This is a genomic window from Deltaproteobacteria bacterium, assembly GCA_020848745.1.
Taxonomy (GTDB): Bacteria; Desulfobacterota; Binatia; order UTPRO1; family UTPRO1; genus UTPRO1.
Window position 1 is genome coordinate 22586 of record JADLHM010000021.1, and the last position, 24423, is coordinate 47008.

At 72.1% G+C, this 24423-nt stretch carries 25 protein-coding genes; 23 read left to right on the forward strand and 2 right to left on the reverse strand.

Translation table 11 applies throughout. From position 1 onward, the window contains the following. The first annotated feature begins 2 nt into the window (after positions 1–2). From IT293_02690 to IT293_02730, 9 genes are read left to right on the forward strand one after another with little or no spacing between them, the layout of a single operon-like run. Positions 3–1154 carry a glycosyltransferase family 4 protein gene (locus tag IT293_02690; GenBank protein ID MCC6763546.1) on the forward strand — a complete coding sequence of 384 codons (1152 nt, stop codon included), beginning with the start codon at positions 3–5 and terminating at the stop codon, positions 1152–1154. Further along, the gene (locus tag IT293_02695) at positions 1147–1935 is read left to right on the forward strand and encodes a hypothetical protein (GenBank protein ID MCC6763547.1); all 789 of its coding nucleotides are present in this window, start codon (positions 1147–1149) and stop codon (positions 1933–1935) included. Before IT293_02690 ends, IT293_02695 begins: the two co-directional genes overlap by 8 nt. Continuing rightward, positions 1932–2705, forward strand: coding sequence for a glycosyltransferase family 2 protein (locus IT293_02700; GenBank protein MCC6763548.1), 774 nt, complete (start codon positions 1932–1934; stop codon positions 2703–2705). The genes IT293_02695 and IT293_02700 overlap by 4 nt, the downstream gene beginning before the upstream one ends. After that, positions 2702–3823, forward strand: coding sequence for a glycosyltransferase (locus IT293_02705; GenBank protein ID MCC6763549.1), 1122 nt, complete (start codon positions 2702–2704; stop codon positions 3821–3823). Before IT293_02700 ends, IT293_02705 begins: the two co-directional genes overlap by 4 nt. Continuing rightward, complete coding sequence (gene rfaE1 / locus IT293_02710; GenBank protein MCC6763550.1) at positions 3820–4809, forward strand: D-glycero-beta-D-manno-heptose-7-phosphate kinase; 990 nt, start codon at positions 3820–3822, stop codon at positions 4807–4809. The genes IT293_02705 and rfaE1 overlap by 4 nt, the downstream gene beginning before the upstream one ends. Before the next feature lie 7 nt (positions 4810–4816). Next, positions 4817–5710, forward strand: a complete 894-nt coding sequence (locus IT293_02715) for a YicC family protein (GenBank protein ID MCC6763551.1) — start codon at positions 4817–4819, stop codon at positions 5708–5710. 16 nt (positions 5711–5726) lie between these two features. Beyond that, positions 5727–6344, forward strand: a complete 618-nt coding sequence (gene gmk / locus IT293_02720; protein ID MCC6763552.1) for a guanylate kinase — start codon at positions 5727–5729, stop codon at positions 6342–6344. Next, positions 6341–8491 carry a bifunctional (p)ppGpp synthetase/guanosine-3',5'-bis(diphosphate) 3'-pyrophosphohydrolase gene (locus IT293_02725; protein ID MCC6763553.1) on the forward strand — a complete coding sequence of 717 codons (2151 nt, stop codon included), beginning with the start codon at positions 6341–6343 and terminating at the stop codon, positions 8489–8491. Before gmk ends, IT293_02725 begins: the two co-directional genes overlap by 4 nt. Further along, complete coding sequence (locus tag IT293_02730) at positions 8488–8874, forward strand: RidA family protein (GenBank protein ID MCC6763554.1); 387 nt, start codon at positions 8488–8490, stop codon at positions 8872–8874. Before IT293_02725 ends, IT293_02730 begins: the two co-directional genes overlap by 4 nt. 185 nt (positions 8875–9059) lie before the next feature. On the opposite strand, the gene IT293_02735 is transcribed toward IT293_02730, so the two are convergent. Continuing rightward, positions 9060–9251, reverse strand: a complete 192-nt coding sequence (locus IT293_02735) for a 50S ribosomal protein L28 (GenBank protein MCC6763555.1) — start codon at positions 9249–9251, stop codon at positions 9060–9062. A 55-nt stretch (positions 9252–9306) separates the two neighbouring features. After that, positions 9307–9858, reverse strand: coding sequence for a D-glycero-beta-D-manno-heptose 1-phosphate adenylyltransferase (gene rfaE2, locus IT293_02740; GenBank protein ID MCC6763556.1), 552 nt, complete (start codon positions 9856–9858; stop codon positions 9307–9309). Positions 9859–10364: 506 nt separating this feature from the next. On the opposite strand from rfaE2, the gene mutL reads away from it, so the two are divergent. From mutL to IT293_02810, 14 genes are all read left to right on the forward strand, one after another. Further along, positions 10365–12185: a DNA mismatch repair endonuclease MutL gene (mutL, locus tag IT293_02745; protein MCC6763557.1), complete on the forward strand. Its 1821-nt coding sequence runs from the start codon at positions 10365–10367 to the stop codon at positions 12183–12185. Then, complete coding sequence (miaA, locus tag IT293_02750; GenBank protein ID MCC6763558.1) at positions 12182–13171, forward strand: tRNA (adenosine(37)-N6)-dimethylallyltransferase MiaA; 990 nt, start codon at positions 12182–12184, stop codon at positions 13169–13171. The genes mutL and miaA overlap by 4 nt, the downstream gene beginning before the upstream one ends. Then, a complete protein-coding gene (locus IT293_02755; protein MCC6763559.1) occupies positions 13111–14154 on the forward strand; it encodes an acetyl-CoA carboxylase carboxyltransferase subunit alpha in 1044 nt (347 codons plus the stop codon). Before miaA ends, IT293_02755 begins: the two co-directional genes overlap by 61 nt. A gap of 56 nt (positions 14155–14210) precedes the next feature. Beyond that, positions 14211–15293, forward strand: coding sequence for a prephenate dehydratase (gene pheA / locus IT293_02760; protein ID MCC6763560.1), 1083 nt, complete (start codon positions 14211–14213; stop codon positions 15291–15293). A 12-nt stretch (positions 15294–15305) separates the two neighbouring features. Then, positions 15306–16430 (forward strand): histidinol-phosphate transaminase, encoded by a 1125-nt coding sequence (locus IT293_02765; protein ID MCC6763561.1) that lies wholly within the window; start codon positions 15306–15308, stop codon positions 16428–16430. Between the two features lie 5 nt (positions 16431–16435). Beyond that, a complete protein-coding gene (locus IT293_02770) occupies positions 16436–17317 on the forward strand; it encodes a prephenate dehydrogenase/arogenate dehydrogenase family protein (protein MCC6763562.1) in 882 nt (293 codons plus the stop codon). After that, on the forward strand, positions 17314–18603 hold the full coding sequence (gene aroA / locus IT293_02775) for a 3-phosphoshikimate 1-carboxyvinyltransferase (protein MCC6763563.1): 1290 nt from the start codon (positions 17314–17316) through the stop codon (positions 18601–18603). Before IT293_02770 ends, aroA begins: the two co-directional genes overlap by 4 nt. Next, positions 18600–19280, forward strand: a complete 681-nt coding sequence (locus tag IT293_02780; protein ID MCC6763564.1) for a (d)CMP kinase — start codon at positions 18600–18602, stop codon at positions 19278–19280. The genes aroA and IT293_02780 overlap by 4 nt, the downstream gene beginning before the upstream one ends. 77 nt (positions 19281–19357) lie before the next feature. Beyond that, positions 19358–21112, forward strand: a complete 1755-nt coding sequence (locus IT293_02785; protein MCC6763565.1) for a 30S ribosomal protein S1 — start codon at positions 19358–19360, stop codon at positions 21110–21112. Positions 21113–21134: 22 nt separating this feature from the next. Beyond that, positions 21135–22034 carry a signal peptide peptidase SppA gene (gene sppA, locus IT293_02790; GenBank protein MCC6763566.1) on the forward strand — a complete coding sequence of 300 codons (900 nt, stop codon included), beginning with the start codon at positions 21135–21137 and terminating at the stop codon, positions 22032–22034. A 48-nt stretch (positions 22035–22082) separates the two neighbouring features. Beyond that, positions 22083–22403, forward strand: a complete 321-nt coding sequence (locus tag IT293_02795; GenBank protein MCC6763567.1) for an integration host factor subunit beta — start codon at positions 22083–22085, stop codon at positions 22401–22403. A gap of 24 nt (positions 22404–22427) precedes the next feature. Then, positions 22428–22904 (forward strand): HIT domain-containing protein, encoded by a 477-nt coding sequence (locus IT293_02800; protein MCC6763568.1) that lies wholly within the window; start codon positions 22428–22430, stop codon positions 22902–22904. Between the two features lie 29 nt (positions 22905–22933). Next, positions 22934–23563: an EboA domain-containing protein gene (locus IT293_02805; GenBank protein ID MCC6763569.1), complete on the forward strand. Its 630-nt coding sequence runs from the start codon at positions 22934–22936 to the stop codon at positions 23561–23563. Next, complete coding sequence (locus IT293_02810) at positions 23560–24408, forward strand: TatD family hydrolase (GenBank protein MCC6763570.1); 849 nt, start codon at positions 23560–23562, stop codon at positions 24406–24408. The genes IT293_02805 and IT293_02810 overlap by 4 nt, the downstream gene beginning before the upstream one ends. The last annotated feature ends 15 nt before the right edge of the window (positions 24409–24423 follow it).

A 24423-nucleotide genomic window follows, 5' to 3' on the forward strand; every position in this document is an offset into this window, starting at 1 on the left:
GCATGAGGCTCGCGCTCGTCCACAAACGCTACGATCGCCTGGGCGGCGCCGAATGGGACTGCTACGAGCTGTCGCACCAGCTGGCGGCCCGCGGCCACGACGTGCACCTGGTGGTCGGCGAATGTCGCGTCCCGACGCCCGACGGCATGCGCCTGCACCGCGTCCCCGTCCTGCGCACGGGCAAGCTCGCGAAGCTCGCGTCGTTCGCGGTGACGGCGCCGCGCGTGTGGCGCGCGGTCGGTGCCGACGTCGTCATCGGCTTCGGTCGCACGGTCGGCTGGGACCTCTTCCGCGCGAGCGGCGGAGTCCACAAGCGCTGGCTCGCCCGCGTCGCCGCCGAACGCGGAGCGCTGCGCGACCTTCGCCAGCGGCTGTCTCCGTACCACCGCCTCATGCTCGCGATCGAGCGTCGCCAGTACGCCGCCGACACGCGCGGCATGGTGCTCGCGGTCTCCGAGCTGTCGCGCGAGGAGATCCTCGCGACCTATCCGGCGATGCCCGCCGCGAAGGTGTCGGTGCTGCACTACGGCGTCGACGTCGAGCGTTTCCATCCGGCGCGGCGCGCGACCGAAGGCGCGGAGGTGCGCGCCGAGCTCGGCATCGGCGCGGCGCAACCCGTCGTCCTGCTGGTCGGCTCGGGCTTCCGCCGCAAGGGCGTCGACGTGCTGCTCGACGTGTGGCGACGCGCCCCGCCGGCCGGAGCGGCGCTCGTCGTCGTCGGCAACGACCAACACCTCGCCCACCGCCAACGTGCGGCGCGCGAGCTTCCCGGGCCGGTCGTCTTCACGGGCCCGCGACGGGACGTCGAGCGATTCTACGCCGCCGCCGACGTCTTCGCGCTACCGTCGCTGCACGAGGGCTGTCCGGTCGCCATCCTCGAAGCACTGGCGTCCGGCGTGCCGGTGGTGACATCGCGCGCGACCGGCGCCCCCGAGCTCCTCCCCGGGCCGCTCGCCGACCTCCTCGTCGACGACCCGCGCGACGTCGGGGCGATCACGGCGCGGCTCCGCCTCGGGCTCGACCCGGCGCGTCGCGCGACGCTCGTCGCCGCCGCCCGCGCGGCGGGCTGCGCCAACGGGCTCGGCGTCGCGGTGGATCGGATGGAGGCGTGGTGCCGCTGGGCCGCGGCCGCCCGGGAGCGTCCGGATGTCTGAGGCGACGTACACGCTCCGGCACGGCGCGACCCGCGACGCCCTCCGGGACGTCGAGGGACTGCTGCGCGCCCCCTCGACGCGCGTCCTGAAGGACGGCCGACGCGCCACCGTCGCCGCCGTCGAGACGTCCGCCGGGCTGCTCGTCCTGAAGCGGTTCCGCGACGACACGCCCCTGCGGCTCGCCGTGGCGCTCGCGCTCGGCCCGAGCGCCGCGCGCGTCTGGCGCGCGACCGCGCTCATGCGCGCCGCCGGCTTCGCCGCGCCCGAGCCCGTCGCGGCGCTCGAGCGGCGTCGCTTCGGTCTGCCGCTCCGCAGCTGCTTCGTCGCGCGCTTCGTCGCGGGTCCCGCACTCGACGAGCTCTGGCGCACGCGCCGGGGCGCCGCGCGCCGCGCCCTCACCATCGCCTTCGCGGACTGGCTCCGCACGCTCCACGCCGCGGGGCTCTACCCGCAGGACCTCCGCGCCGCGAACGTGCTGGTGCCGCGCGAGGATCCACCGGTGTTCGTGCTCGTCGACCTCGATCGCGTGCGGCGCTACCGCCGCCTCTCCTGGCGCCGGCGGCGCAAGAACGTCGTGCAGGTGCACCGTTCGGTCGGCCGCGGCGCGCCCCGCCGCGAGAGCATGCGGTTTCTCCGCCGCTACCTCGGAGATCCGAGCGCGGCGGAGCTGCGCCGGGTCGCCGCCGAGATCGCCGCGCTCGGCGAGCGCAAGGACGCCGAGTACGCGCGCCGCCGCGGGCTCACGCCCGCCGCGGCCGCGACCGCGAGGCGCGCGTCATGAGCGAGCGCGCCCGCGTCTCCTGCACCATCATCTGCTTCGACGAGGAAGAGAACATTCGCGGCGCGCTCGAGAGCGTGAAGTGGTGCGACGAGATCGTCGTCGTCGACTCCTTTTCGAACGATCGCACGATCGAGATCTGCCGCGAATACACCGACCGGATCCATCAGCGCCCGTGGCCCGGGTTCGTCGAGCAGAAGGCCTTCGCGCTCTCCCGGACGAGCCATCCCTGGGTCCTGAACCTCGACGCCGACGAGCGGGTGTCGCCCGAGCTCCGCCGCGAGATCCAGGCGGTGCTCGAGAACCCGACGGCCGACGGCTATTACATCCCGCGCCTCGTCTACTATCTGGGGCGGTGGTGGTGGCGGGGCGGATGGTACCCCGACTATCGCCTGCGACTCTTCCGCCGAGACCGGGTGGTCTGGGGCGGCGTCGACCCGCACGAGAAGGTGATCCTGCACGGACGGAGCACGCGGCTGCGGAGCCCGATGCTGCACTACACCTATCGCGACATCGCGGCCCATCTCGCGACCATCAACTTCTTCACCGGCATGGCGGCGCGCGAGCTCAAGCTGCGCGGGCGGCAGGCCGCGCTCGCGGACATCTTCCTGCGTCCGCTGTGGCGCTTCCTGCGCTTCTACGTCCTGCGGCGCGGGTTCATGGAAGGCATCGCCGGGCTCTTCGTCGCGCAGTCGGCGGCCTTCTACGTCTTCGCGAAGTACGCCAAGCTCTGGGAGGCGACGCACAGCCGCTCCCGCATGCCGCCGCCATGAGCGCCGGGCGTCCGCTCGCGATCCTCCACGTCGACCCCGAGCGCGGACTCGGCGGCGGCGAACAGCAGGTGCTCGGGCTGCTCGCCGGACTCCACGCGGAAGGCCATCGCCAGACGCTCGCGGCCGATCCGCGCGGCGGGCTCGCGGCTCGCGCCGCGGCGCTCGGGATCGCCGTCGCCCCGCTCGCCATCCGCAACCACCTCGACGTCTGCGCCGCCCGCCGCCTGGCGCGACTGCTGGCGCGCGAGCACCGCGACATCGTCCACTTCCACACCGCGCGCGCCCACGCGATGAGCTTCTTCCTCCGCGCCCCCGCCGGAACGGCGCGCGTCGTCACGCGGCGCATGGACTATCGGCTCCGCGGCGGCTGGTACGCGCGGCGGCTCTACAATCGCGAGGTCGACGCGGTGGTGGCGATCGCGGAAGCCGTGCGATCCGCGCTGGTGGCGAGCGGCGTCGACCCCGCGCGCATCCACCTCGTCCCGAGCGGCGTCGACGCGAGCCGCTTCGCGGCGGGGCCGGAGGCGCGCACGGCGGCGCGCGCCCGGTTCGCGATCGCCGACGGTGCGTGGGTGCTCGCCGCCGTCGGCGCGCTCGAGGAGCGCAAGGGACACGACGTGCTCTTCGACGCGCTCGCGCGCGACCCCGACCCGCGGCGCGTCGTGCTCGTGGCGGGAGACGGCACCCGCGCGAGTGCGCTCCGGGCGCGGATCACGGCGCTCGGACTCACAGCCGGCGTGCGCCTGCTCGGTGGTGTCGACGACGTCGCGCCCGTCCTCGCGGCGGCCGACGTGCTCGTGATGCCGTCGCGCCATGAAGGGCTCGGCGTCGCGGCGCTCGAGGGGATGGCGGCCGGGCTGCCGGTGATCGCAAGCCGCGTCGGCGGTCTCCCCGAGGCGATCGTCGACGGCGAGACGGGGCTGCTCGTAGCGCCCGGCGACGCGGCCGCGCTCGCCGCCGCCCTCGCTCGTCTCGCGGCCGACCCGGGGCTCGCGCGCCGGCTCGGCGCCGCCGGCGCGGCGCGCGTCGCCTCCCGTTTCAGCATGGCGGCGATGGCGGAGGGAACGCTCGCCGTGTATCGACGGCTCGCCGCGGCAGGCACGAAGGGGAAGGCATGAGCGAGACGACGCGACTTCGAGGACTGATCCGACGCTTTCCGGGCACCCGGGTGCTCGTGATCGGCGACCTGATGCTGGACCAGTTCGTCTGGGGCGACGTGAGCCGCATCTCCCCGGAGGCGCCGGTCCCCATCGTACGGGTCCGGCGCCAGGAGGGACGGCCCGGCGGCGCCGGCAACGTCGTCACCAACGTGGTCGCTCTCGGCGGACGCGCCGACGCGTGCGGCTTCGTCGGCGACGATCCCGTCGGCCGCGCGCTCTCCACGGCGCTCGTGGAGGCGGGCGGCGGCCTCGCCGGCATCGTCCGCAGCCGCGCCGTCGGCACCACCGCCAAGACCCGGGTCATCGCCCACAGCCAGCAGGTGGTGCGTTTCGACCAGGACCCTGACGCCGACGGCGTGCCGCCGAGACTCGCGCGGCGGCTGCGCGCCTGGGTCGCGACCCACGCCCGCCGCTACCCCGTGATCGTCGTCTCGGACTACGGGAAGGGCGTCGTCACGCCCGAGCTGCTGGCCGACCTCGCCGCTCTCCGGCGGCACCACGGCTTCCACTACGTCATCGATCCGAAGCGCCCGAACTTCGCCCACTACCGCAGCGCGAGCCTCGTGAAGCCGAACCTCGGCGAGGCGAGCCTCGCCGCCGGCCTCGACATCACCGACCGGTCGTCGCTCGACGCCGCGGGTCGCGAGCTCCTGCGCCGCTGGGAAGCCGACGCGATCCTGATCTCGCGGGGCGAGGAGGGCATGACGCTCTTCAAGCCGCGCGCGCGCGCCCACCATTTCCCGACCGCGGCCCAGGAGGTCTACGACGTGACGGGCGCCGGCGACACCGTGCTGGCGACGTGCGCGCTGGCGCTCGCCGCCGGCGGGAGCTTCGAGGAGGCCGCGCGGCTCGCGAACCAGGCGGCCGGGGTCGCGGTCGGCAAGGTCGGTACGGCGACGGTGAGCGCCCGCGAGCTCGCGCGCGCCCTCCGCAACCACCCATGAGGATCCCATGAGCAAGACGACCCGCGGCGTCCGGTCCATGACCGGCTTCGGAAGCGCCTCCGCCCCGCTCGCGGGCGGACGCCTCACGATCGAGCTCCGCTCCGTGAACCAACGCTTCCTCGACGTGCGCGTCACCGCGCCGCGCGAGTACGCCCCCTGGGAAGCCGCCTGCCGCGAGCTGGTCGGCAAGCACGTCGCGCGCGGGCGGGTCGAGGTGTACGTCAGCCGCAACGCGCCGACGCGCGGCCGGACGCGCGTCGTCCTCAACGTCGAAGCCGCGCGCGACTACGCCGCCGCGTGGCGCAAGGTCGCTGCGGAGCTCGGCATCCGAAGCGCGCTCGACCTCGGGCTTCTGCGCGGCGCCGAGATCTTCGAGACCGTCGAGACACCACGCGATCTCCGGAGCGAGTTCCCGGCGGCGTCCCGGGTGCTCGCGCGGGCCCTCGCGACGCTCGACCAGGCGCGGCGGCGCGAAGGCAGGAACCTGCAGCGCGACATGCTGCAGCGGGGGGCGCGGCTCGTGGCGATCGAGCGCGCGATCCGCGCCCACGCCGCGACCGTCGCGGGCGAGCTGCAGGCCAAGGTGAACGACCGCCTGCAGAACCTCCTCAAGGGCTCGACGGTCGATCCGGCGCGCGTCGCCCAGGAGGTCGCCTACCTGGCGGAGCGGAGCGACGTCACCGAGGAGCTGGTCCGCCTGAGGAGCCATCTCGAGGAGCTCCGCACGCTCCTCGGAACCGGCGGCGCCGTCGGCAAGCAGGTCGAGTTCCTGCTCCAGGAGACGCACCGGGAGGTGAACACGATCGGCTCCAAGGTCAATCAGCTCGAGATCACACGGCTCGTGGTGGAAGCGAAGGGTGAGATCGAGCGGCTCAGAGAACAGGTGCAGAACGTCGAGTGATTCCGTAAGATCACGCATGGGTGCCGATTTCACGTTCGACCGTCACGGGATCGTCTTCATCGTTTCCGGCCCCTCCGGGGCCGGGAAGAGCACGCTGGTCGAGGGGCTCATGACGCGCTTCCCGGAGCTCGGCCTGTCGGTGTCCTACACGACCCGCGCCCCGCGCGGCACCGAGGTGGCCGGCCGCGAGTACCACTTCGTCGATGCCGCCGAGTTCGCCCGCCGCCGGGACGCCGGCGAGCTGGCCGAGTGGGCCGAGGTGCACGGCGCCCTCTACGGCACGCCGCGTGCGCCCCTCGACGACGCGATCGCCGAAGGGCGCGACATGCTGCTCGACATCGACGTGCAAGGGGCCCGACGACTCAAGCGCGTCTACCGCGACTCGGCGGTGGCCGTGATGGTCTTTCCGCCGTCCTGGGGCGAGCTCGAGCGCCGCCTCCACGATCGCCGCACCGACGACGAGGCCGCGATCGCGCGCCGCCTCGCCCGCGCCCGCGAGGAGGCCGATCACCTCCCCGAGTACGACTATTTCGTCCGCAACGCGGATCGCGAAGAGGCCGTGGCGCAGGCGATCGCGATCGTGCTCGCGGAACGGGCGCGCGTCAGCCGGATCGTCGTGGAGCCGACGCCGTGAACCTCTCCGCTCTCCTCGACAAGGTCCGCGAGTACAACCCCGCCGCCGACCTCGCCACGGTGCAGCGGGCCTACGGGTTCTCCGCGGAGGTCCACCGCGGCCAGAAGCGCAAGTCCGGCGAGCCGTACCTGGTCCACCCGCTCGAGGTCGCGAGCCTGATCGCCGACCTCCGCCTCGACGTGCCGAGCATCGCGACCGGGCTTCTGCACGACACCGTCGAGGACACGCTCACCACGCTCGGCCAGGTCGAGTCGCTGTTCGGAAGCGAGATCGCGGGGCTGGTCGACGGCGTGACCAAGATCGGCCAGATCAACTTCACGAGCCGCGCCGAGTCGCAGGCCGAGAACTTCCGCAAGATGATCATCGCGATGGCGCGCGACATCCGCGTCATCCTCATCAAGCTCGCGGACCGCACCCACAACATGCGGACGCTCTCGCACCTCCCGCCCGAGCGGCAGACGGAGATCGCGCAGGAGACCCTCGACATCTACGCGCCGCTCGCGCATCGCCTCGGCATTTATTGGATCAAGAGCGAGCTCGAGGACTCGGCGCTCCGCTACATGCACCCCGAAATCTACTACCAGCTGAAGCGCAACGTCGCGAAGAAGAAGACCGAGCGCGAGCAGTACATCGAGCACGTACGGAGCGTCCTGCTGAAGAAGCTCGAAGCCGCGGGCATCGAAGCGACCGTGACCGGCCGTCCGAAGCACTTCTACTCCATCTACCAGAAGATGCAGACCCAGCAGCTCCTGTACGACCAGATCTACGATCTCGTCGCGTTCCGTCTCCTCGTCGACTCGACCCGCGAATGCTACGAGGCGCTCGGCGTCGTGCACCAGAACTGGAAGCCCGTGCCCGGCAGGTTCCGGGACTACATCGCGATGCCGAAGGCCAACATGTACCAATCGCTGCACACGACCGTGATCGGTCCGTTCGGCGAGCGCATGGAAGTCCAGATCCGCACCAACGAGATGCACCGGGTCGCGGAGGCCGGAATCGCGGCGCACTGGAAGTACAAGGGACAGAACCAGACCGACTCGCCGCAGGAGATCGAGCGCTTCGCGTGGCTACGCCAGCTGCTGCACTGGCAGCAGCACTTGGAGGATCCGCAGGAGTTCATGCGCTCGGTGAAGGAGGACCTCTTCGACGAGGAGGTCTTCGCGTTCACGCCGAAGGGCGACCTCTTCAATTTCCCCGCGGGCGCGACGGTCATCGATTTCGCGTACCGCGTCCACTCGCAGGTCGGCGAGCACTGCGCCGGCGCCCGCGTCAACGGCAAGCTCGTCCCGCTCAAGTCCCAGCTGCAAAGCGGCGACACCGTCGAGATCATCACGACCACCCGTCAGACCCCGAGCAAGGACTGGCTCAAGATCGTCACGACCACGCGCGCGAAGGAGCGCATCCGCAACTGGATCAAGGCGCAGCAGCGACGCCGCAGCCTCGAGATCGGCACCGAGCTCCTCGACCGCGACCTCCGGCGCTACCGGCGGGAGCTCGCGAGACTCCGCAAGAGCGGCGAGCTCGACCGCGTCGCGCACGAGCTCGGCTTCAAGGACGAGGAGTCCTTGGTCGCGGCGGTCGGCTACGGCCGCCTCCCGAGCCAGCACGTGCTCGTGCGCCTCGTGCCCGACAGCACGAACGAGGAACGGAAGGAGCGCAGCGAGGGAACACTGCAGAAGATCTTCCGCATGGTCGGACGCCAGGGGAAGGGCGGCGTCCAGGTGAGCGGCATCGACGACGTCATGGTGCGCTTCGGCCGCTGCTGCAATCCGCTCCCCGGCGAGCGCATCACCGGGTTCATCACCCGCGGCCGCGGCGTCACCGTGCACGCGATCGACTGCCTGCGGGTCATGGAGAGCGATCCGCAGCGCCGGGTCGAGGTGGCGTGGGACGGCGCCGCCGGCCATTTTCGCCCGGTGCAGGTCGAGGTGACCGCGGTCGACGCTCCGGGGCTCCTCGCCGCCATGAGCAAGGCGATCAGCTCGGCGGGCATCAACATCTCGCGCGCCGAGGTGCACACGGGCATCGACAAGAAGGCCGTCAACGTCTTCGAGGTGATGGTCGACAGCGTCGACGGCCTGAACCGGGTCATGCGCGGCCTCGGCAAGGTGAAGGGCGTCATGAAGGTGCAGCGGGTCCGCGTATGACGGGGACGAAGCGCGCGATCGCGACCACCAACGCCCCGCAGGCCATCGGCCCGTACGCGCAGGCGGTCGCGACGGGCCACCTGATCTTCCTCTCCGGCCAGATTCCGCTCGACCCCGACCGCGGCAAACTCGTCGATGGCACGATCGAGGACGAAACGCGACAAGTCCTGCAGAACCTCGCCGCCGTCCTAGCCGGCGAAGGCCTGGGCTTGGCCGCGATCGTGAAGACCACGGTCTACCTGACGGATTTGGCAGACTTCCCGCGAGTGAACCAGACCTACGCCGAGTTCTTCACGGAGCCATTCCCCGCCAGAGCCACGGTCCAAGTCGCGGCACTGCCGCGCGGCGCGAGAATAGAGATCGAGGCAATCGCGGTCCGTTAGCGAAGCGAAGCGAGCGTCTCCCCGACTCCTTCTCAGGCTGCGAGGCACCCGAGAAGCCGGCGGCCGAGACGGCTGCAGATGCGAGGCGCGAGGGAAGCGAAGGAGGAGGCGTAGCGGAGCTACGCCGCACGACTGAGCGACCCGAGCAACGAAGCAGATGCGGCCGTATCGGCCGCCGGCGTCGCTCAGGCCGCTTTCGCGATACGGCCGGAGCGAATGCAGCGAGTACAGACCAGCAGCTTCTTCACCCCGCCGCCGACCTTCGCGCGCACCGATTGCAGGTTGGGCTTCCACCGCCGCCGCGTCCGATTGTTGGCGTGGCTGACGTTGTTCCCCGTGGACGGTCCCTTGCCGCAGATCTCGCAGGTGCGTGCCATTCCTGACCCCTTTCGAAAGCCTGCCTGGGTAGCACAGGACGGGTAGGGCGGCAAATCAACCGCGGCGCAAACGCTCGACGAGCGCCGTGGTCGAGAACCCCTCGACCAGGGGCACGAGCAGGATCCGGCCGCCACGAGCCTCCACGATCTCGCGGCCCACGACCCGGTCCGGAGCCCAGTCGGCTCCCTTCACGAGGACGTCGGGTTGCACGGCGGCGACCAGCTCCGCCGGGGTGTCCTCGTCGAAGATCGTGACCCAATCCACCGCGGCGAGTGCCGCCAGGACCTCGGCGCGTGCGGCTTCCGGCACGAGCGGGCGCTCGGAGCCCTTGCTCAGGCGCCGCACCGACGCGTCCGAGTTGACGCCGACCACGAGCAGGTCGCCGGCCTCCCGGGCCGCGGCGAGGTAGCGGACGTGACCGACGTGCATGAGATCGAAACACCCGTTGGTGAAGACGACCCGCTTCCCGACACGCCGCGCCTCCTCCGCGCGGCCCGCGATCGTGGCGCGATCGACGACCTTCTCGCGATAACGCATGGCGGCACGTCTACCAACGACGCGCCGCCGCCGCCAGCAATCGAGGCCCGTTGCCATAGCGACGTCCATGCATGTCGTGCGCGATTGCTGCGCGCGCGGCGCATCGCGCAGGGTTGCCACGTGGGTCGCCCGGCGAAGCGCGGCGAACACCAGGCTTCACGTGCGCCGCGCTGGCATGGTTCTCGCTTTTTCGAACGACGCGAACGCTGACGGCCCACGCGATTGGGCGTCATGACTCCACTCATGACGCGTGCTCGAGTCCCACACTCCGGCCGATCGCCCTCTCCCCCCCGTTGGCGAGCGTGCTGTGAAACGGCGGGAGGGTGCTCCAGCGGGGCCTGACCCACCCCGTACCCTCCCGCCGCCCCTCCCCACGGAGGGAGGCTCCCGGCCCACGACCCGCGAAAGCCTGGCCCTCCCGGAAAATGTGGCGGGACCTGGCGCGGTGTGTTAGGGCCGGTCGGTCATGCCGGGCGGCTTCAGGCGCAAGCGTGGGCGCGAGGAAGAGCGCGGCGACGGCAACGGGCCGCGGCGCGCGCCGATCGGCGACGCGGGCCTCCGGGAGCATCGCTCCCGTGCGTGACCTCGACCTCGCGGCGATCCCCGTGCCGCCCGGACGCATCCACGTCCTGCCGGAGATCCTCGCGAACCAGATCGCCGCCGGCGAGGTCGTCGAGCGGCCGGCCTCGGTCGTGAAGGAACTCGTCGAGAACGCGCTTGACGCCGGCGCGCAGCGCATCGTGGTCGAGCTCGAAGAGGGCGGCACGCGCCTCGTCCGCGTGAGCGACGACGGACGCGGCATGGCGGCCGAGGACGCCCCGCTCGCGTTCCTCCGCCACGCGACCAGCAAGATCCGTCAGCAGGACGACCTCTGGCGCATCGGCACGCTCGGCTTCCGCGGCGAGGCGCTGCCGAGCATCGCGGCGGTCGCGGCGGTCGAGCTCACGACCCGGACCGCGGACACGCCGACCGGCGTCACCGTCCGCGCCGAAGGCGGCCGCGTGGTCGACGTCCGCGAGGCCGGCACCCCGATCGGCACGATCGTGACCGTGCGCGACCTCTTCGCGCCCGTTCCGGCGCGGCGGAAGTTCCTGAAAAGCCTGCAGACCGAGCTCGGGCACATCGTCGATGTGCTCACCCGTGCGAGCCTCGGCGTGCCGCACGTGCACGTGCGGCTGGTCCACCAGGGACGCGAGATCGCGGCGCACCCGCCGGTCGCGACGCTCGCCGAGCGGGCGCGCCAGATCTTCGGCGCCGACCGCGTCCGCGGCGGGCGCGCCTTCGTGGACGAGCGTCTCGGCCTCGCGATCGAGGGATTCGCCTTCTCGCCGCACCTCTCGTTCGCGACGGCGCGCTACGTGTACCAGTATGTGAACGGCCGCCCGATCCGCGACCGCGCCTTGCAGCACGCGGTCGCGGAAGGGTACGCGAGCCTCGTACCCCGCGGGCGCTGGCCCGGCGCCGTCGTGAAGCTCGCGATGCCGCCGGCCGACGTCGACGTGAACGTCCATCCCGCGAAGCACGAGGTGCGCTTCCGCCTCGCGCACGTCGTGCACGACACCGTGCTCGGCGCGGTCCGACGCGCGCTCGCCGGCGCGACGGGACGCAGTGAGGCGGGAGAGACGACCGGGGTCGCCGCGGCGCTGCGCACCTACGCGCTGCGCCCCGCCTCCGCGCCGCCCTTCTTCCCGACCGGCACGCGGTCCGGCGCCTCGCCGAGCGCGCCGACGGACGCCCCCAACGTCGCGGAGACGGCCGCCGCCGCGGCCCCGTTCGCGCCGCCGGAAGCGCTCGCCGCGCGCGCCGCGCCGCGCGGCGGCTTCGCGGCGCTCCGCTTCGTCGGCCAGGTCTTCCGCGGCTACCTCGTCTGCGAGGCGGCGGATCGCGTCGTGCTGATCGACCAGCACGCGGCGCACGAGCGGGTGGCCTTCGAGCGGCTCCGGGCCCAGCACGCGGCGGGTGCCATCGAGCGCCAGGCGCTCCTCTTGCCGCTCCCCGTCGACCTCGACCCCGGGCAGCGCGAGGCGCTCACCGCGTACGGCGCGGACCTCACCGCGCTCGGGTTCGAGATCGAGCCCTTCGGAGAAGGCACGTTCCTCGTCCGCGCGGTCCCGGCGCTCCTCGGCGACGACGATCCGCGCCTCCTGCTCGAGGACCTCGCCGACGGGCTCGCGGAGGTCGGGTCCCATTGCTCCGCCGCCGAGGCCTTCGAGACCGTGCTCGGCCGCATCGCCTGCCACAGCGTGATCCGCGTCGGCCGCGCGCTCGCCGCACCGGAGGCCGCGCAGCTCCTCGCCGATCTCGACGCGCTCGCCTACGGCAGCAACTGCCCGCACGGCCGCCCCGTTTCGGTCGAGTTCACGCGGGGACAGATCGAGAGGATGTTCGGCCGATGACCGTCCTCGCCCCGCCGAGTGGGCGACCCCGGGTCGTGGCGGTGGTCGGACCGACCGCGGTCGGCAAGAGCGCCGTCGCGATGACCATCGCCGAGCGCCTCGGCGCCGAGATCGTGAGCGCCGACTCGCGCCAGATCTATCGCGGCCTCGACGTCGGCACGGCGAAGCCGAGCCCGAGCGAGCGCCGCCGCGTGCCGCATCATCTTCTCGACGTCGCCGATCCGGACGACCGCTTCGACGCGGCCCGCTTCCGGACGCTCGCCCTCGACGCGATCGCCGGCGCGGCGGCGCGCGGCAGGCCGGTGATCGTCTGCGGCGGGACGGGACTCTACCTCCGCGCGCTCCGCCACGGCCTCTTCGACGGACCCGGGGCGGTGCCCGAGCTTCGCGCGGCGCTCTACGAGCGCGAGCGCCTGCACGGCCCCGGCACCCTGCACGCCGACCTCGCGGCCGTCGACCCGGCGACCGCGGCCCGTCTGCATCCGCGCGACGCCGTCCGCCTGGTGCGCGCGCTCGAGGTCCTCCGCGTCACCGGACGTCCGATCAGCGCCTGGCAGAACGCGCACGCGTTCGGCGATGCGAGCGTCGACATGCTGGTGCTCGGCTGCACCCGCCCGCGCGAGGAGCTGCACGATCGCATCGTCGCGCGCTGCCGCGCGATGCTGGACGCCGGCCTCCTCGCCGAGATCCGCGAGCTCTGGACTCGCGGGTACGGTCCGGAACTCGCGCCGCTCGACAGCGTCGGCTATCGCGAGATGGGCGCGTACCTGCGCGGCGAGCTCGATTACGAGACCGCCTTCGACGCCTTCGCCCGTGCGACGCGTCGCCTCGCCAAGCGCCAGCTCACCTGGTGGCGCTCCGACGCGACGATCACGTGGTTCCACCCCGACCGCGACGCCGACGTCCTGCCGACGCGCGCCGCCGCATGGCTGACCTCCCCGTGTCCGTCACCTATCTCGACTTCGAGCGACCCCTCGCCGCGCTAGACGCGCGCGTCGCGGCGCTCAAGAGCGGCGGCGCGCGCGGCCCGGCGGTGACACGCGAGCTCCGTCAGCTCGCCGCCGCGCGCCGCCGGCTCGAGCGCGAGGTCTACGACTCGCTCTCCGCCTGGGAGCGGGTACAACTGGCGCGCCACGTCGACCGCCCGCAGACCCTCGACTACGTGGGCCGGCTCTGTCGCGAGTTCTTCGAGCTGCGCGGCGACCGGGCGTTCGCCGACGACCCCGCGATCGTCGCCGGCATCGGCACCTGCCACGGACACCCGCTCGCCGTCGTCGGCCACCAGCGCGGCCACGGCACGACCGAGCGCGTCCACCGGAACTTCGGGATGGCGAGCCCCGAAGGCTACCGCAAGGCCATCCGGGTATTCCGCCTCGCGGAGCGGCTCGGCATGCCCGTCTTGACGCTCGTCGACACGCAGGGCGCCTATCCCGGCGTCGGCGCCGAGGAGCGCGGTCAGGCCGAGGCCATCGCGCACACCATGCGCACCATGACGGAGCTTCGGGTGCCGATCGTGAGCGTCGTGATCGGCGAGGGCGGGAGCGGCGGCGCCCTCGCGCTCGCCGTCGCCGACCGCGTCCTGATGATGCAGTACGCGTGCTACTCCGTGATCTCGCCGGAGGGCTGCGCCGCGATCCTGTATCGCGATCGCGCGCCCGAGCACGTCGCGCGCGCGGCCGAGGCCCTGAAGCTCACCGCCGCCGACCTGCTCCGCGCCGGGGCGGTCGACGCCCTGGTGGCCGAGCCGGCGGGCGGCGCCCATCGCAATCCGCGGCGCGCCCTCGAGTCCGTCGAGCACGCCGTGCTGTACGCCCTCGGCGCGCTCCGCCGTCTCTCACCGCTCGTACTGCGCCGCCGCCGCTACGAAAAATTCCGCCGCCTCGGGGCGCACGTCGAGACGCGTGCCGCCGCGCCACGTGCGCGCGCGCCCCGGCGGCGCACAATTGCAAAGCCGAAAGCGGTACGGTAGCTCTCCCGGCTTTGAAGGACGCGACCGACGTGGCACGGACCAGCGCGCGAGATCCCTTGGTCGATCGTGAGCGCGCCAAGATCGACCGGATCGACGAGCGCATCCTCGGTCTCCTGAACGAGCGCGCCCGCCTCGCGCAGCGCATCGGCGAACGCAAGGCGCGGCGGCGGAGCGCGAACGCCAGCGGCGCGGACGGTTTCTGGGTCCCGAGCCGCGAGCAGCGTATCCATCGCCGCCTGCGGGGTCTCAACCGGGGCCCGCTCTCCGACGAGCACGTCCGCGCCATCTTCCGCGAGATCATCTCCGCCTCGCGCGCCCTCGAAGCGCGCCCGACGGTCGCCTACCTCGGACCCGAAGGGACGTTCACGAACCAGGCCGCCCGCGAAGTGTTCGGATCCGGAGCGATCCTCACGCCGGCCGAGTCGATCGCCGAGGCCTTCACCGAGGTCGAGCACCGGCGCGCCGATTTCGGGGTCGTGCCGGTCGAGAACTCGACCGAGGGCGCGGTGACGTCGACGCTCGATCTCCTGGTCCAGTCGCCGCTCCGGATCACCGGCGAGGTGCGCCTCGACGTGGAGCAGTGCCTCCTCGGCACGGCACCCGAGTGGTCGGCGATCCTGCGCGTGCTCTCGCATCCGCAAGGGCTCGCCCAGTGCCGGCGCTGGCTCGCGACCAACCTGCCGCAGGCGAGCCTCGAGTCGGTCGCGAGCACGAGCCGCGCCGCCGAGCTCGCGGTCGGCGATCCGACGACCGCCGCCGTCGCGAGCCGCCTCGCCGCCGAGCGCACGGGCCTGCGCATCCTCGCCGCCGACATCCAGGACGAGCGCGGCAACGCCACGCGCTTCTTCGTCCTCGGCCACCGCGACGCCGAGACGCCGTCGGGCGACGACAAGACGTCGGTGGTCTGCACGGTGAAGGACGAGGTCGGCGTGCTAGCGAAGCTCCTGCAGCCGCTCGCCGCGAGCGGCGTCAGCCTGCACAAGATCGAGTCGCGTCCGCTGCGCGGCCGCCCGTGGGAGTACGTGTTCTTCCTCGACTTGCGCGGGCACCGCTCCGACGCCCGCCTGAGGCGCGCACTCGCGCGCATGCAGCCGCTCACCACGTCACTCAAGATCCTCGGATCGTATCCGGCCGCCTGATACCCGGACTCCATGAGCACACGCGAAACCACCATCGACGTGAGGGACCTCGCCCCGGAATGGATCCAGCGGCTCGCGCCGTACCCGCCGGGCATGCCGCTCGAGGAGCTCGAGCGCGAGTACGGCATCACGGGGTCGATCAAGCTCGCGTCGAACGAGAATCCGTACGGGCCATCGCCGCGCGCACTCGCCGCGATCGCCGAGGCGTTGCCGACGCTGCACCGCTATCCCGACGGCAGCGGGTTCTACCTCCGGCAGGCGCTCGCCAAACGGATCGGCGTCCCGGCCGACGGCATCATCCTCGGCAACGGCTCGAACGACATCATCGAGCTCGCGGTGCGCGCGTTCCTGCGTCCGGGCGACGAGGCCGTCATGGCCGACCAGGCCTTCGTCATCTACCAGATGGTCGTGCAGGCGGCCGGGGCCATTCCCCGCCGCGTCCCGCTCCGGCGCTTCACCCACGACCTCGAAGCGATCAAGGCGGCCATCGGACCGGCGACCCGGCTCGTGTTCCTCGCCAATCCGAACAACCCGACCGGCACCATCTACGGGCGCGACGCCTGGGAGGACTTCCTCGCCGACGTGCCGCCGCACGTGCTCGTCGTCGCCGACGACGCGTACGCGGACTACGTCGAAGATCCCGACTATCCCGACTCGCTCGCCTATCAACGACGCGATCGCCTGCTGCTGACGCTGCGGACGTTCTCCAAGATCTATGGCCTCGCCGGCGTGCGCGTCGGCTACGGCGTCGGCCCTCTCGAGGTGATCGAGGTGCTGAACCGGATCCGCCAGCCCTTCAACGTGAACGCGCTCGCGCAGGTGGCGGCGCTCGCGGCGCTCGGCGACGTCGAGCACGTCGAGCGGACGCGCCGGAACAACCTCGAAGGGCTCGCCTACCTGCGCGGCGCGTGCGAGCGGCTCGGCCGCCCCTACGTCCCGAGCTGGGCGAACTTCCTCTTGATCGACGTCGGGGAGGGCGCGCGCGTCTACGAAGCGCTCCTCCGCCGCGGCGTCATCGTGCGGCCGATGGACGTCTACGGCTTCCCGCGCCACCTGCGCGTGAGCGTCGGCACCCCGGCCGAGAACGAGCGCTTCGCCGCATCGCTCGCCGCCGTCCTCGGGATGGCGTCGTCGTGAAGCCGGTGGCCGACCGGCTGCTGATCGCCGGGGTCGGCTTGATCGGCGCCTCCCTCGGCCTCGCGCTCCGCGAGCGGAGGGCGGTCGGCGAGATCGTCGGGTTCGGGCGTTCCGCGGAGAACCTGCGCGTGGCGCGGCGGCGCGGCGCGATCGACCGCGCCGAACGCGACCCGGCCCGCGCCACACGCGACGTCGACCTCGTCGTCGTCGCCACGCCGGTCGGGACGATCGCGCCGCTGGTCGCAACGCTCGCCCGCACGCTTGCGCCGGCGGCCGTCGTCACCGACGCGGGCAGCGTGAAGGGCCCCGTGGTGACGGCCGTCGAGCGCGCTCTCGGCCCGACGGCCGCGCGCTTCTGCGGCAGCCATCCCATCGCGGGCACCGAGCGCGCCGGCGCCGCCGCGGCCCTCCGCGACCTGCTGCGGGACCGGCGTTGCGTCCTCACGCCGACGGCGCGCACGTCGGCGACGGCGCGACGCCGCGTGCGCGCGCTCTGGGCGGCCGCCGGCATGCGGGTCGAGGCGATGCCGGCCGCGCGGCACGACGCCCTCTACGCGCTGCTGAGCCACCTGCCGCACACGGTCGCGACCGCGCTCGTCAACGCCGCCGCCCGCGACGGCGGTCGGGCGCTCCCCTACGCCGGGAGCGGTTTCCGCGACGTGACCCGCATCGCGGACAGCCCGACCGTCGTCTGGCGCGACATCCTCCTGGCCAATCGGAGGCCGGTCCTCGCGGCGCTCGCGAGCTTCGGCGCGGCGTGCGAGCGGCTGCGGCGCGCGATCGCCGCCGGCGACGGCGCCGCCCTCGAGCGCGAGCTCGGGCGGGCACGGCGCGCCCGGCGGCGCCTCGAGGCGCCGCGGCGCGCCGCCCGGAGGCGGGCGCGATGAAGCGGCGCACCGTCACCCCCGCGGGACGCGGCCTGCGGGGACGGCTCACCGTGCCGAGCGACAAGTCGATCGCGCATCGCGCGCTCCTCTTCGGCGCCATCGCCGAGGGCGCGACCACGGTGCGCGGCTTCCAGGGCGGGCGCGACAACCGCGCCACCATGGCGGCCTGCCGCGCGCTCGGGGTCGCCATCGACGAGCGCGCGCAGACGCTCACCATCGCCGGCCGCGGTTGCGACGGCCTGCGCGCGCCGACCGCGGACATCGACTGCGAGAACTCCGGCACGACGATGCGGCTCCTCACGGGGCTTCTCGCGGGCCGTCCCTTCCCGAGCCGGCTCGTCGGCGACGCGTCGTTGCTGCGGCGGCCGATGCGGCGCGTGATCGAGCCGCTCGCCCGCATGGGCGCGTCGATCACGAGCGAGCCCGGGGATGGCCGCGCGCCGCTCCGCATCGACGGCCGACCGCTCGTCGGCGCGACGCACGCGCTCGCGGTCGCGAGCGCGCAGGTGAAGTCGGCGATCCTGCTCGCCGGCCTGCAGGCGCGGGGCACCACGCGCGTCAGCGAGCCGGCGCGCTCGCGCGATCACACCGAGCGCCTTCTGCGCGACTTCGGCGTCGCGCTCCGCGGCGACGAGCTCTGGGTCGAGCTCGACGGGCCGCAGCGGCTTCGCGGCACGGCCATCACCTTGCCCGGCGATTTCTCGTCCGCGGCGTTCCTCCTGGTCGCCGCCGCGCTCATCCCCGGATCCGAGCTGCACCTGACCGGCGTCGGCATCAATCCGACCCGCACCGGGCTGCTCGACGTCCTCGCGGCGATGGGCGCGGCGATCGAGGTCGTCCCGGAGGCGGGCGGGGCGGAGCCGGTCGGTACGCTCGTCGTCCGCCACCGACCGCTGCACGCGACCCGCATCGCCGGCGATGTGGTCGTCCGCAGCATCGACGAGTTCCCGGTCCTCTGCATCGCCGCGGCATGCGCCGAGGGCACGACCGAGATCCGCGACGCCGCCGAGCTGCGCGTCAAGGAAAGCGACCGCGTCGCGGTGATGGCCGGGATGCTGCGCGACCTCGGCGTCGTCGTCGAGGAGCTGCCCGACGGGCTCGTCATCACGGGCGCGCCGCGCCTCGGCGGCGCCCGCGTCGATCCCCGCGGCGATCACCGCATCGCCATGGCGGGCGCGGTGGCCGGCCTGGTCGGCGCCGCGCCCGTCGTGATCGACGACCCCGACTGCGCCGAGGTCTCCTTTCCCGGCTTCTACGCCACCCTCGCGCACGCGGCGGGCGCATGAGCGCCGGTCCGCGACGATTGATCGTCGCCATCGATGGTCCCGCGGGCGCCGGCAAGAGCACGCTGGCGCGCGGCCTAGCGCGCGCCCTCGGATACACCTACGTGGACAGCGGCGCGATGTATCGCGTCGTCGGCCTCGCAGCGCGGACCCGCGGCATCGAGCCCGGCGACGCGGCCGCGCTCGCGGCGCTCATCGACCGCCTCGACTTCGCGCTCCGGCCGGAGCCCGGGGGGCAACGCGTGCTCCTCGAAGGCCGCGACGTCACCGACGAGCTCCGGACCCCGGCCGCGGGCGAATGGGCGTCGCAGGTGGCGGCCCTGCCGGAGGTCCGCAGCCGCCTCGTCGAGCGCCAGCGCCGACTCGGCGATGCGGGGGGCGTCGTCATGGACGGCCGCGACATCGGGACCGTCGTGTTCCCCAATGCAGACTGCAAGTTCTTTGTCACGGCGAGCGCCGCCGAGCGGGCGCGGCGCCGCGCCCGCGAGATCGGTGCCCCCGCGGCCGATCTCACGGGAATCCAGCGCGACATCGAAGCCCGTGATCGGCGCGATGCCGAACGCGTCCACGCGCCGCTTCGCGCCGCCGCCGACGCCGAGACGATCGACACCACGGGGCTCACCGCCGAGGAGGCCCTCGGGCGGGTCCTCGGGCGGGTGACGGAACGCGCAAAGGCTTGAACTTCCAAGAGCAGGGCGCTAAGGAGGGTGGCTCTCGCGCGCAAGCCGACCAAACAATCCCAGGGGGTGAGCAGTTGATGACCGAGGACAATCACGAAACGCATGCCGGTGCAGCGGGAGGCGGCGAGGATTTCGGCCACCTCTTCGAGCAGAGCATGCGGGCGGTCCGACCCGGGGAGATCGTCAAGGGCCGCGTCGTCTTGGTCGCGCGCGATCACGTCACCGTCGACATCGGCTACAAGAGCGAAGGGCAGATCGGCATCCATGAGTTCCGCGATCGCGACGGACAGATCGGCGTCAAGGAAGGCGACGAGATCGACGTCTATTTCGAAGCCTCGGAGTCCGAGGACGGCGGCATCGTCCTCTCGCGGCAGAAGGCCGAGCAGCTGCGGGTGTGGAAGGACATCGAGCAAGCCTTCGAGGCGCAGGGCGCGATCGAGGGCACGATCGTCGGCAAGGTGAAGGGCGGCCTGAAGGTCGACATCGGCGTCGCCGCGTTCCTGCCGGGCTCGCATGCGGATCTCCGTCCGGCCCGCAACCTCGATCGCTTCATCGGACAGCGCACGCGCTTCTCGATCCTCAAGTTCAACCGCTCACGCGGCAACGTCGTCGTCTCGCGCCGCGCCGTCATGGAGCGCGAGCGCATGTCGCTGAAGGGCGAGACGCTCAAGGTGCTCGAAGAAGGCGTGATCCTCGAGGGCACGGTGAAGAACATCACCGACTACGGCGCCTTCGTCGACCTCGGCGGCATCGACGGCCTGCTGCACATCACCGACATGTCGTGGGGCCGCATCGGCCATCCCTCGGAAGTGCTGAACGTCGCCGACAAGGTGCGGGTCGTCGTCCTCAAGTACGACCCCGAGCGCGAGCGCGTGTCCCTCGGCATGAAGCAGATCATGCCCGACCCGTGGCACACCGTGCACGAACGCTTCGCGCCCGGCATGAAGGTGCACGGCAAAGTCGTGAGCCTCACCGACTACGGTGCGTTCGTGGAGCTCGAGAAGGGGGTCGAGGGCCTGATCCACGTTTCCGAGATGTCCTGGACGCGGCGGGTGAGCCACCCGTCGAAGGTCCTGAACCCTGGCGACGAGATCGACGTGGTCGTCCTCGACGTCGATCCCGCCAATCGCCGCATCTCGCTCGGCTTGAAGCAGGCCGAGCCGAATCCCTGGGAGATGGTGAAGATCAACCATCCCGTCGGGAGCCACATCCAGGGCAAGGTGAAGAGCATCACGGACTTCGGGATCTTCGTCGGCGTCGACGAGGGGATCGACGGCCTCGTGCACGTCTCCGACCTGCACTGGACGAAGAAGGTCAAGCACCCGTCCGAGCTCTTCAAGAAGGGCGACGACGTCGAGGCGGTCGTGCTCGGCATCGACGTCGAGAACGAGCGGATCTCGCTCGGCATCAAGCAGCTCCAGGAGGATCCCTGGAACGCGATGCCGTCGCGCTACCCCGTCGGCGGCAAGGTGAAGGGCGTCGTCACCAGCGTCACCGACTTCGGCGTCTTCGTCGAGCTGGAGGAGGGTCTCGAAGGCCTCATCCACGTGAGCCAGCTTTCCACCGAGCGCGTCGACAAGCCCTCGCAGGTCTTCTCGGTCGGCGACACGGTCGAAGCCGAGGTCACCAACGTCGACCCGCGCGAGCGACGCATCGGCCTCAGCATCAAGGCGCTCAAGCGCAGCGAGGAGCGCGAAGAGGTCGACAGCTACCTCCGCCGCGAGCGGGAAAGCTCGAAGTTCTCCTTCGAGGACATCTTGAGCGAAGAGCTGCGCCTCGACCGTGACGAAGGCGACCGGCCCGCCAAGGCGAAGGGCACGTTCGAGAAGTAGCCCCCGGACCAACGGCGGTCACATGGCGCAAGGGCGTCCCATCGTGCGCGGGTTGATGGTGCTCTCCATCGCGGTCGTGATGTTCTTCGCCGCGGCGACCGCGCTGACGGTCGGCACCGACGGAAAGCTCGGGAACCTGCTATCGCTCGGCAGCAAGGTGGGCGTCGTCGAGGTGAAGGGGGTCATCAGCGAGAGCGACGACGTCGTCGATGCCCTCAAGCGCTTCGAGAAGAGCCCGGCGATCAAGGCGATCGTGGTCCGCATCGAGTCGCCGGGGGGCGGCGTCGCCCCCTCGCAGGAGATCTACGACGCGATCCGCAAGGTGCGGGAGTCGAAGCCGGTCGTCGCCTCGATGGGCGGCGTCGCGGCCTCGGGCGGGTACTACATCGCGAGCGCGTGCGACACGATCGTCGCCAACCCCGGGACGCTCACCGGCTCGATCGGCGTCATCATGGAGCTCGGCAACGTCGAAGGCCTGCTGCAGAAGCTCGGCGTCCAGCCCGAGATCATCAAGGCGGGGGCCTACAAGGACATGGGCTCGCTGGTGCGTCCGATGACGGACGGCGAGCGCGGCCTCTTCCAGGAGATGCTCGACAGCGTGCACACGCAGTTCATCACGGCGGTCGCGGCCGGGCGGGGGATGAACAAAGATCAGGTGCGAGCGCTCGCCGACGGCCGCATCTTCTCCGGCGAGCAGGCCAAGGTGGCCGGCCTGGTCGACGAGCTCGGAGGCTTCGAGGACGCGCTCGAGCTCGCCGCCTCGAAGGGGGGCATCGAAGGCGAGCCGCGCGTCACCGAGGCGCGCTCCAGCAAGGAGCCCTGGTGGTGGCGGCTGCTGTTCAACTTCGCGCCGATTCCGCCGTTTTCATCCTATCGCGCTTTCGGACTCCAAATCGTATACGAGGGCCCGTTTCTGCGCTGAAGCCGAGGAGGGAGCATGACCACGAATCCGGCACCTGGAGGCGGTTCGATGACCAAGCGGGATCTCATCGACGAGGTCGTCAAGATCTACCCGCGCTTTTCGGGTCGCGACGCCGAGGTCATCGTCAACGCGGTGTTCGACAGTATGACCGAGGCCCTGGCGCGCGGCGAGCGCATCGAGATCCGCGGGTTCGGAAGCTTCGTCGTCAAGCACCGCCAGGCCCGCGAGGGACGCAACCCCAAGACGGGCGCCGTCGTACCCGTCGCCGCGAAGCGGGTGCCGTTCTTCAAGGTCGGCAAGGAACTGAAGCTCCGCGTCGACGGCAAGCCGGTGCCCGAGAGCGAGCGCGAGGCGAGTCAGGGCGCCTGACCAGCGGCCCCGCCCGGATCGTCGATGGAGCGGCTCTGGGCCCCGTGGCGGATGCAGTACCTCGAGAACGCCGCGCCGTCGGGCTGCTTCTTCTGCGCCGCCGTCGCGGGCGACGACGAGACAAGCCTGCTCGTGGTCGCGCGCGATGCGCACGCCGTCACGATGCTCAACAAGTTCCCCTACGGTCATGGCCACCTCCTGGTGGCCCCCCGCGAGCACGTAGCGCTCCCGGAGGATCTCGCCGACCCGGCGTACGCCGGCCTCATGCGCGCCGTCCGGCGCGCGGCGCGGGCGCTCTGGGCCGCGTTCGCTCCCGAGGGCATGAACGTCGGGATGAATCTCGGCCGTGCCGCCGGCGCCGGCGTCGCCGACCATTGCCACTGGCACCTCTTGCCGCGCTGGAACGGCGACACCAACTTCATGCCGGTGATCGGTGACGTGAAGGTGATGTCCGAACACCTGGAAGCGACGCTGGCGCGGATCCGGGCGCACTACGCGTGAGCGACCCGGCCGCAACGCTCGCCGCCCTCCTGGAACGACGCCGACCGGAAGCGTTCGCGACATGGCTCGCCGACGCCTCGCTCGGACCGGGCGCGCCCTTCGACCGCGGCGCCTTCGAGATCGCGTTCGCGGGCGCGGGACGCCGCTTCGGTGACGACGCCGTCGGCGCCGGGACGACGGTCAGCAGCGCCGGTCGGACGTGGTCGATCACCGACTGGGGCCTCGATGAGGCGGCGCGCGCGCTCCTCGTCCTCCGGGGCGTCGCCGCGCTCCCGGCGGCCGAGCACCCGGGCTTGGTCGACGGCCTCTATCGCGCCGGCGCGCTCCGCGAGCGCCGGGCCGTCCTCCGCGTGCTCGCGCTCCTCCCCGATCCGCCCCGCTTCTGCGCCATCGCCCTCGACGCCTGCCGCGCCAGCGCGCAGCCGATCTTCGAAGCGATCGCCTGCGAGAACCCGTATCCGGCGGCATGCTTCACGGAGCCGAGCTTCAATCAGATGGCCCTGAAAGCCGTCTTCACGGGCGTCGCCGTGGCCCGTATCCTGGACCTCGAGACGCGGCGAACCGCCGACCTCGCGCGCATGGCCGCCGCCTACGCCGACGAGCGCCGCGCCACGGGTCGCCCGGTTCCGGCCGATCTCGCATTGCTCGGCGCGCCATGAAGCTCTTCGACCCGCACATCCACATGACGTCGCGCACCACCGCCGACTACGAGGCGATGGCCGCGGCGGGCATCACCGCCGTCGTCGAGCCCGCGTTCTGGCTCGGGCAACCGCGCACCCACGTCGGCACCTTCGAGGACTACTTCGCCGCGCTCGTCGGCTGGGAGCCGTTCCGCGCGAGCCAGTTCGGAATCCGGCATTTCTGCACGCTCGCCTTGAACCCGAAGGAGGCGAACGACGAGCGCATCGCCGCCGGCGTCGTGGCGCTCCTGCCGCGCTATCTCGCGAAGGACGGCGTCGTCGCCGTCGGCGAGGTGGGCTACGACGAGCAGACGCCCGCCGAGGACCACTGGTTCGCCGAGCAGCTCGAGCTCGCCCGCCGCTTCGAGCTTCCCGCGCTCGTCCACACTCCCCACCGCGACAAGAAGCGCGGAACCGAGCGCAGCCTGGCGCTCGTCCGTGACCTCGGCTTTCCCGAGGAGCGCGTCCTCATCGATCACAACAACGAGGAGACGCTGCCGCTCGTGCTCCGCACCGGTTGCTGGGCCGGACATTCCATCTACCCGAACAGCAAGATGGACGAGCCGCGCATGGCGGCCCTGGTGCGGCAATACGGCAGCGAGCGCATCATCATCAACAGCGCGGCCGACTGGGGCATCAGCGATCCGCTCAAGGTGCCGAAGACGGTGGCGGTCATGCGCGCGCAGGGGATCCCCGAGGACGCGATCGCGACCATCGCGTGGCGGAACCCGGTGGCGTTCTTCGCGCAGAGCGGACGACTCGTCCTCGACGACGGCGCCGGGAGGACGGACGCGTTCGCGGGCAACACCGTCCGCCGCGGCTGAAACACGCGGAGCGTC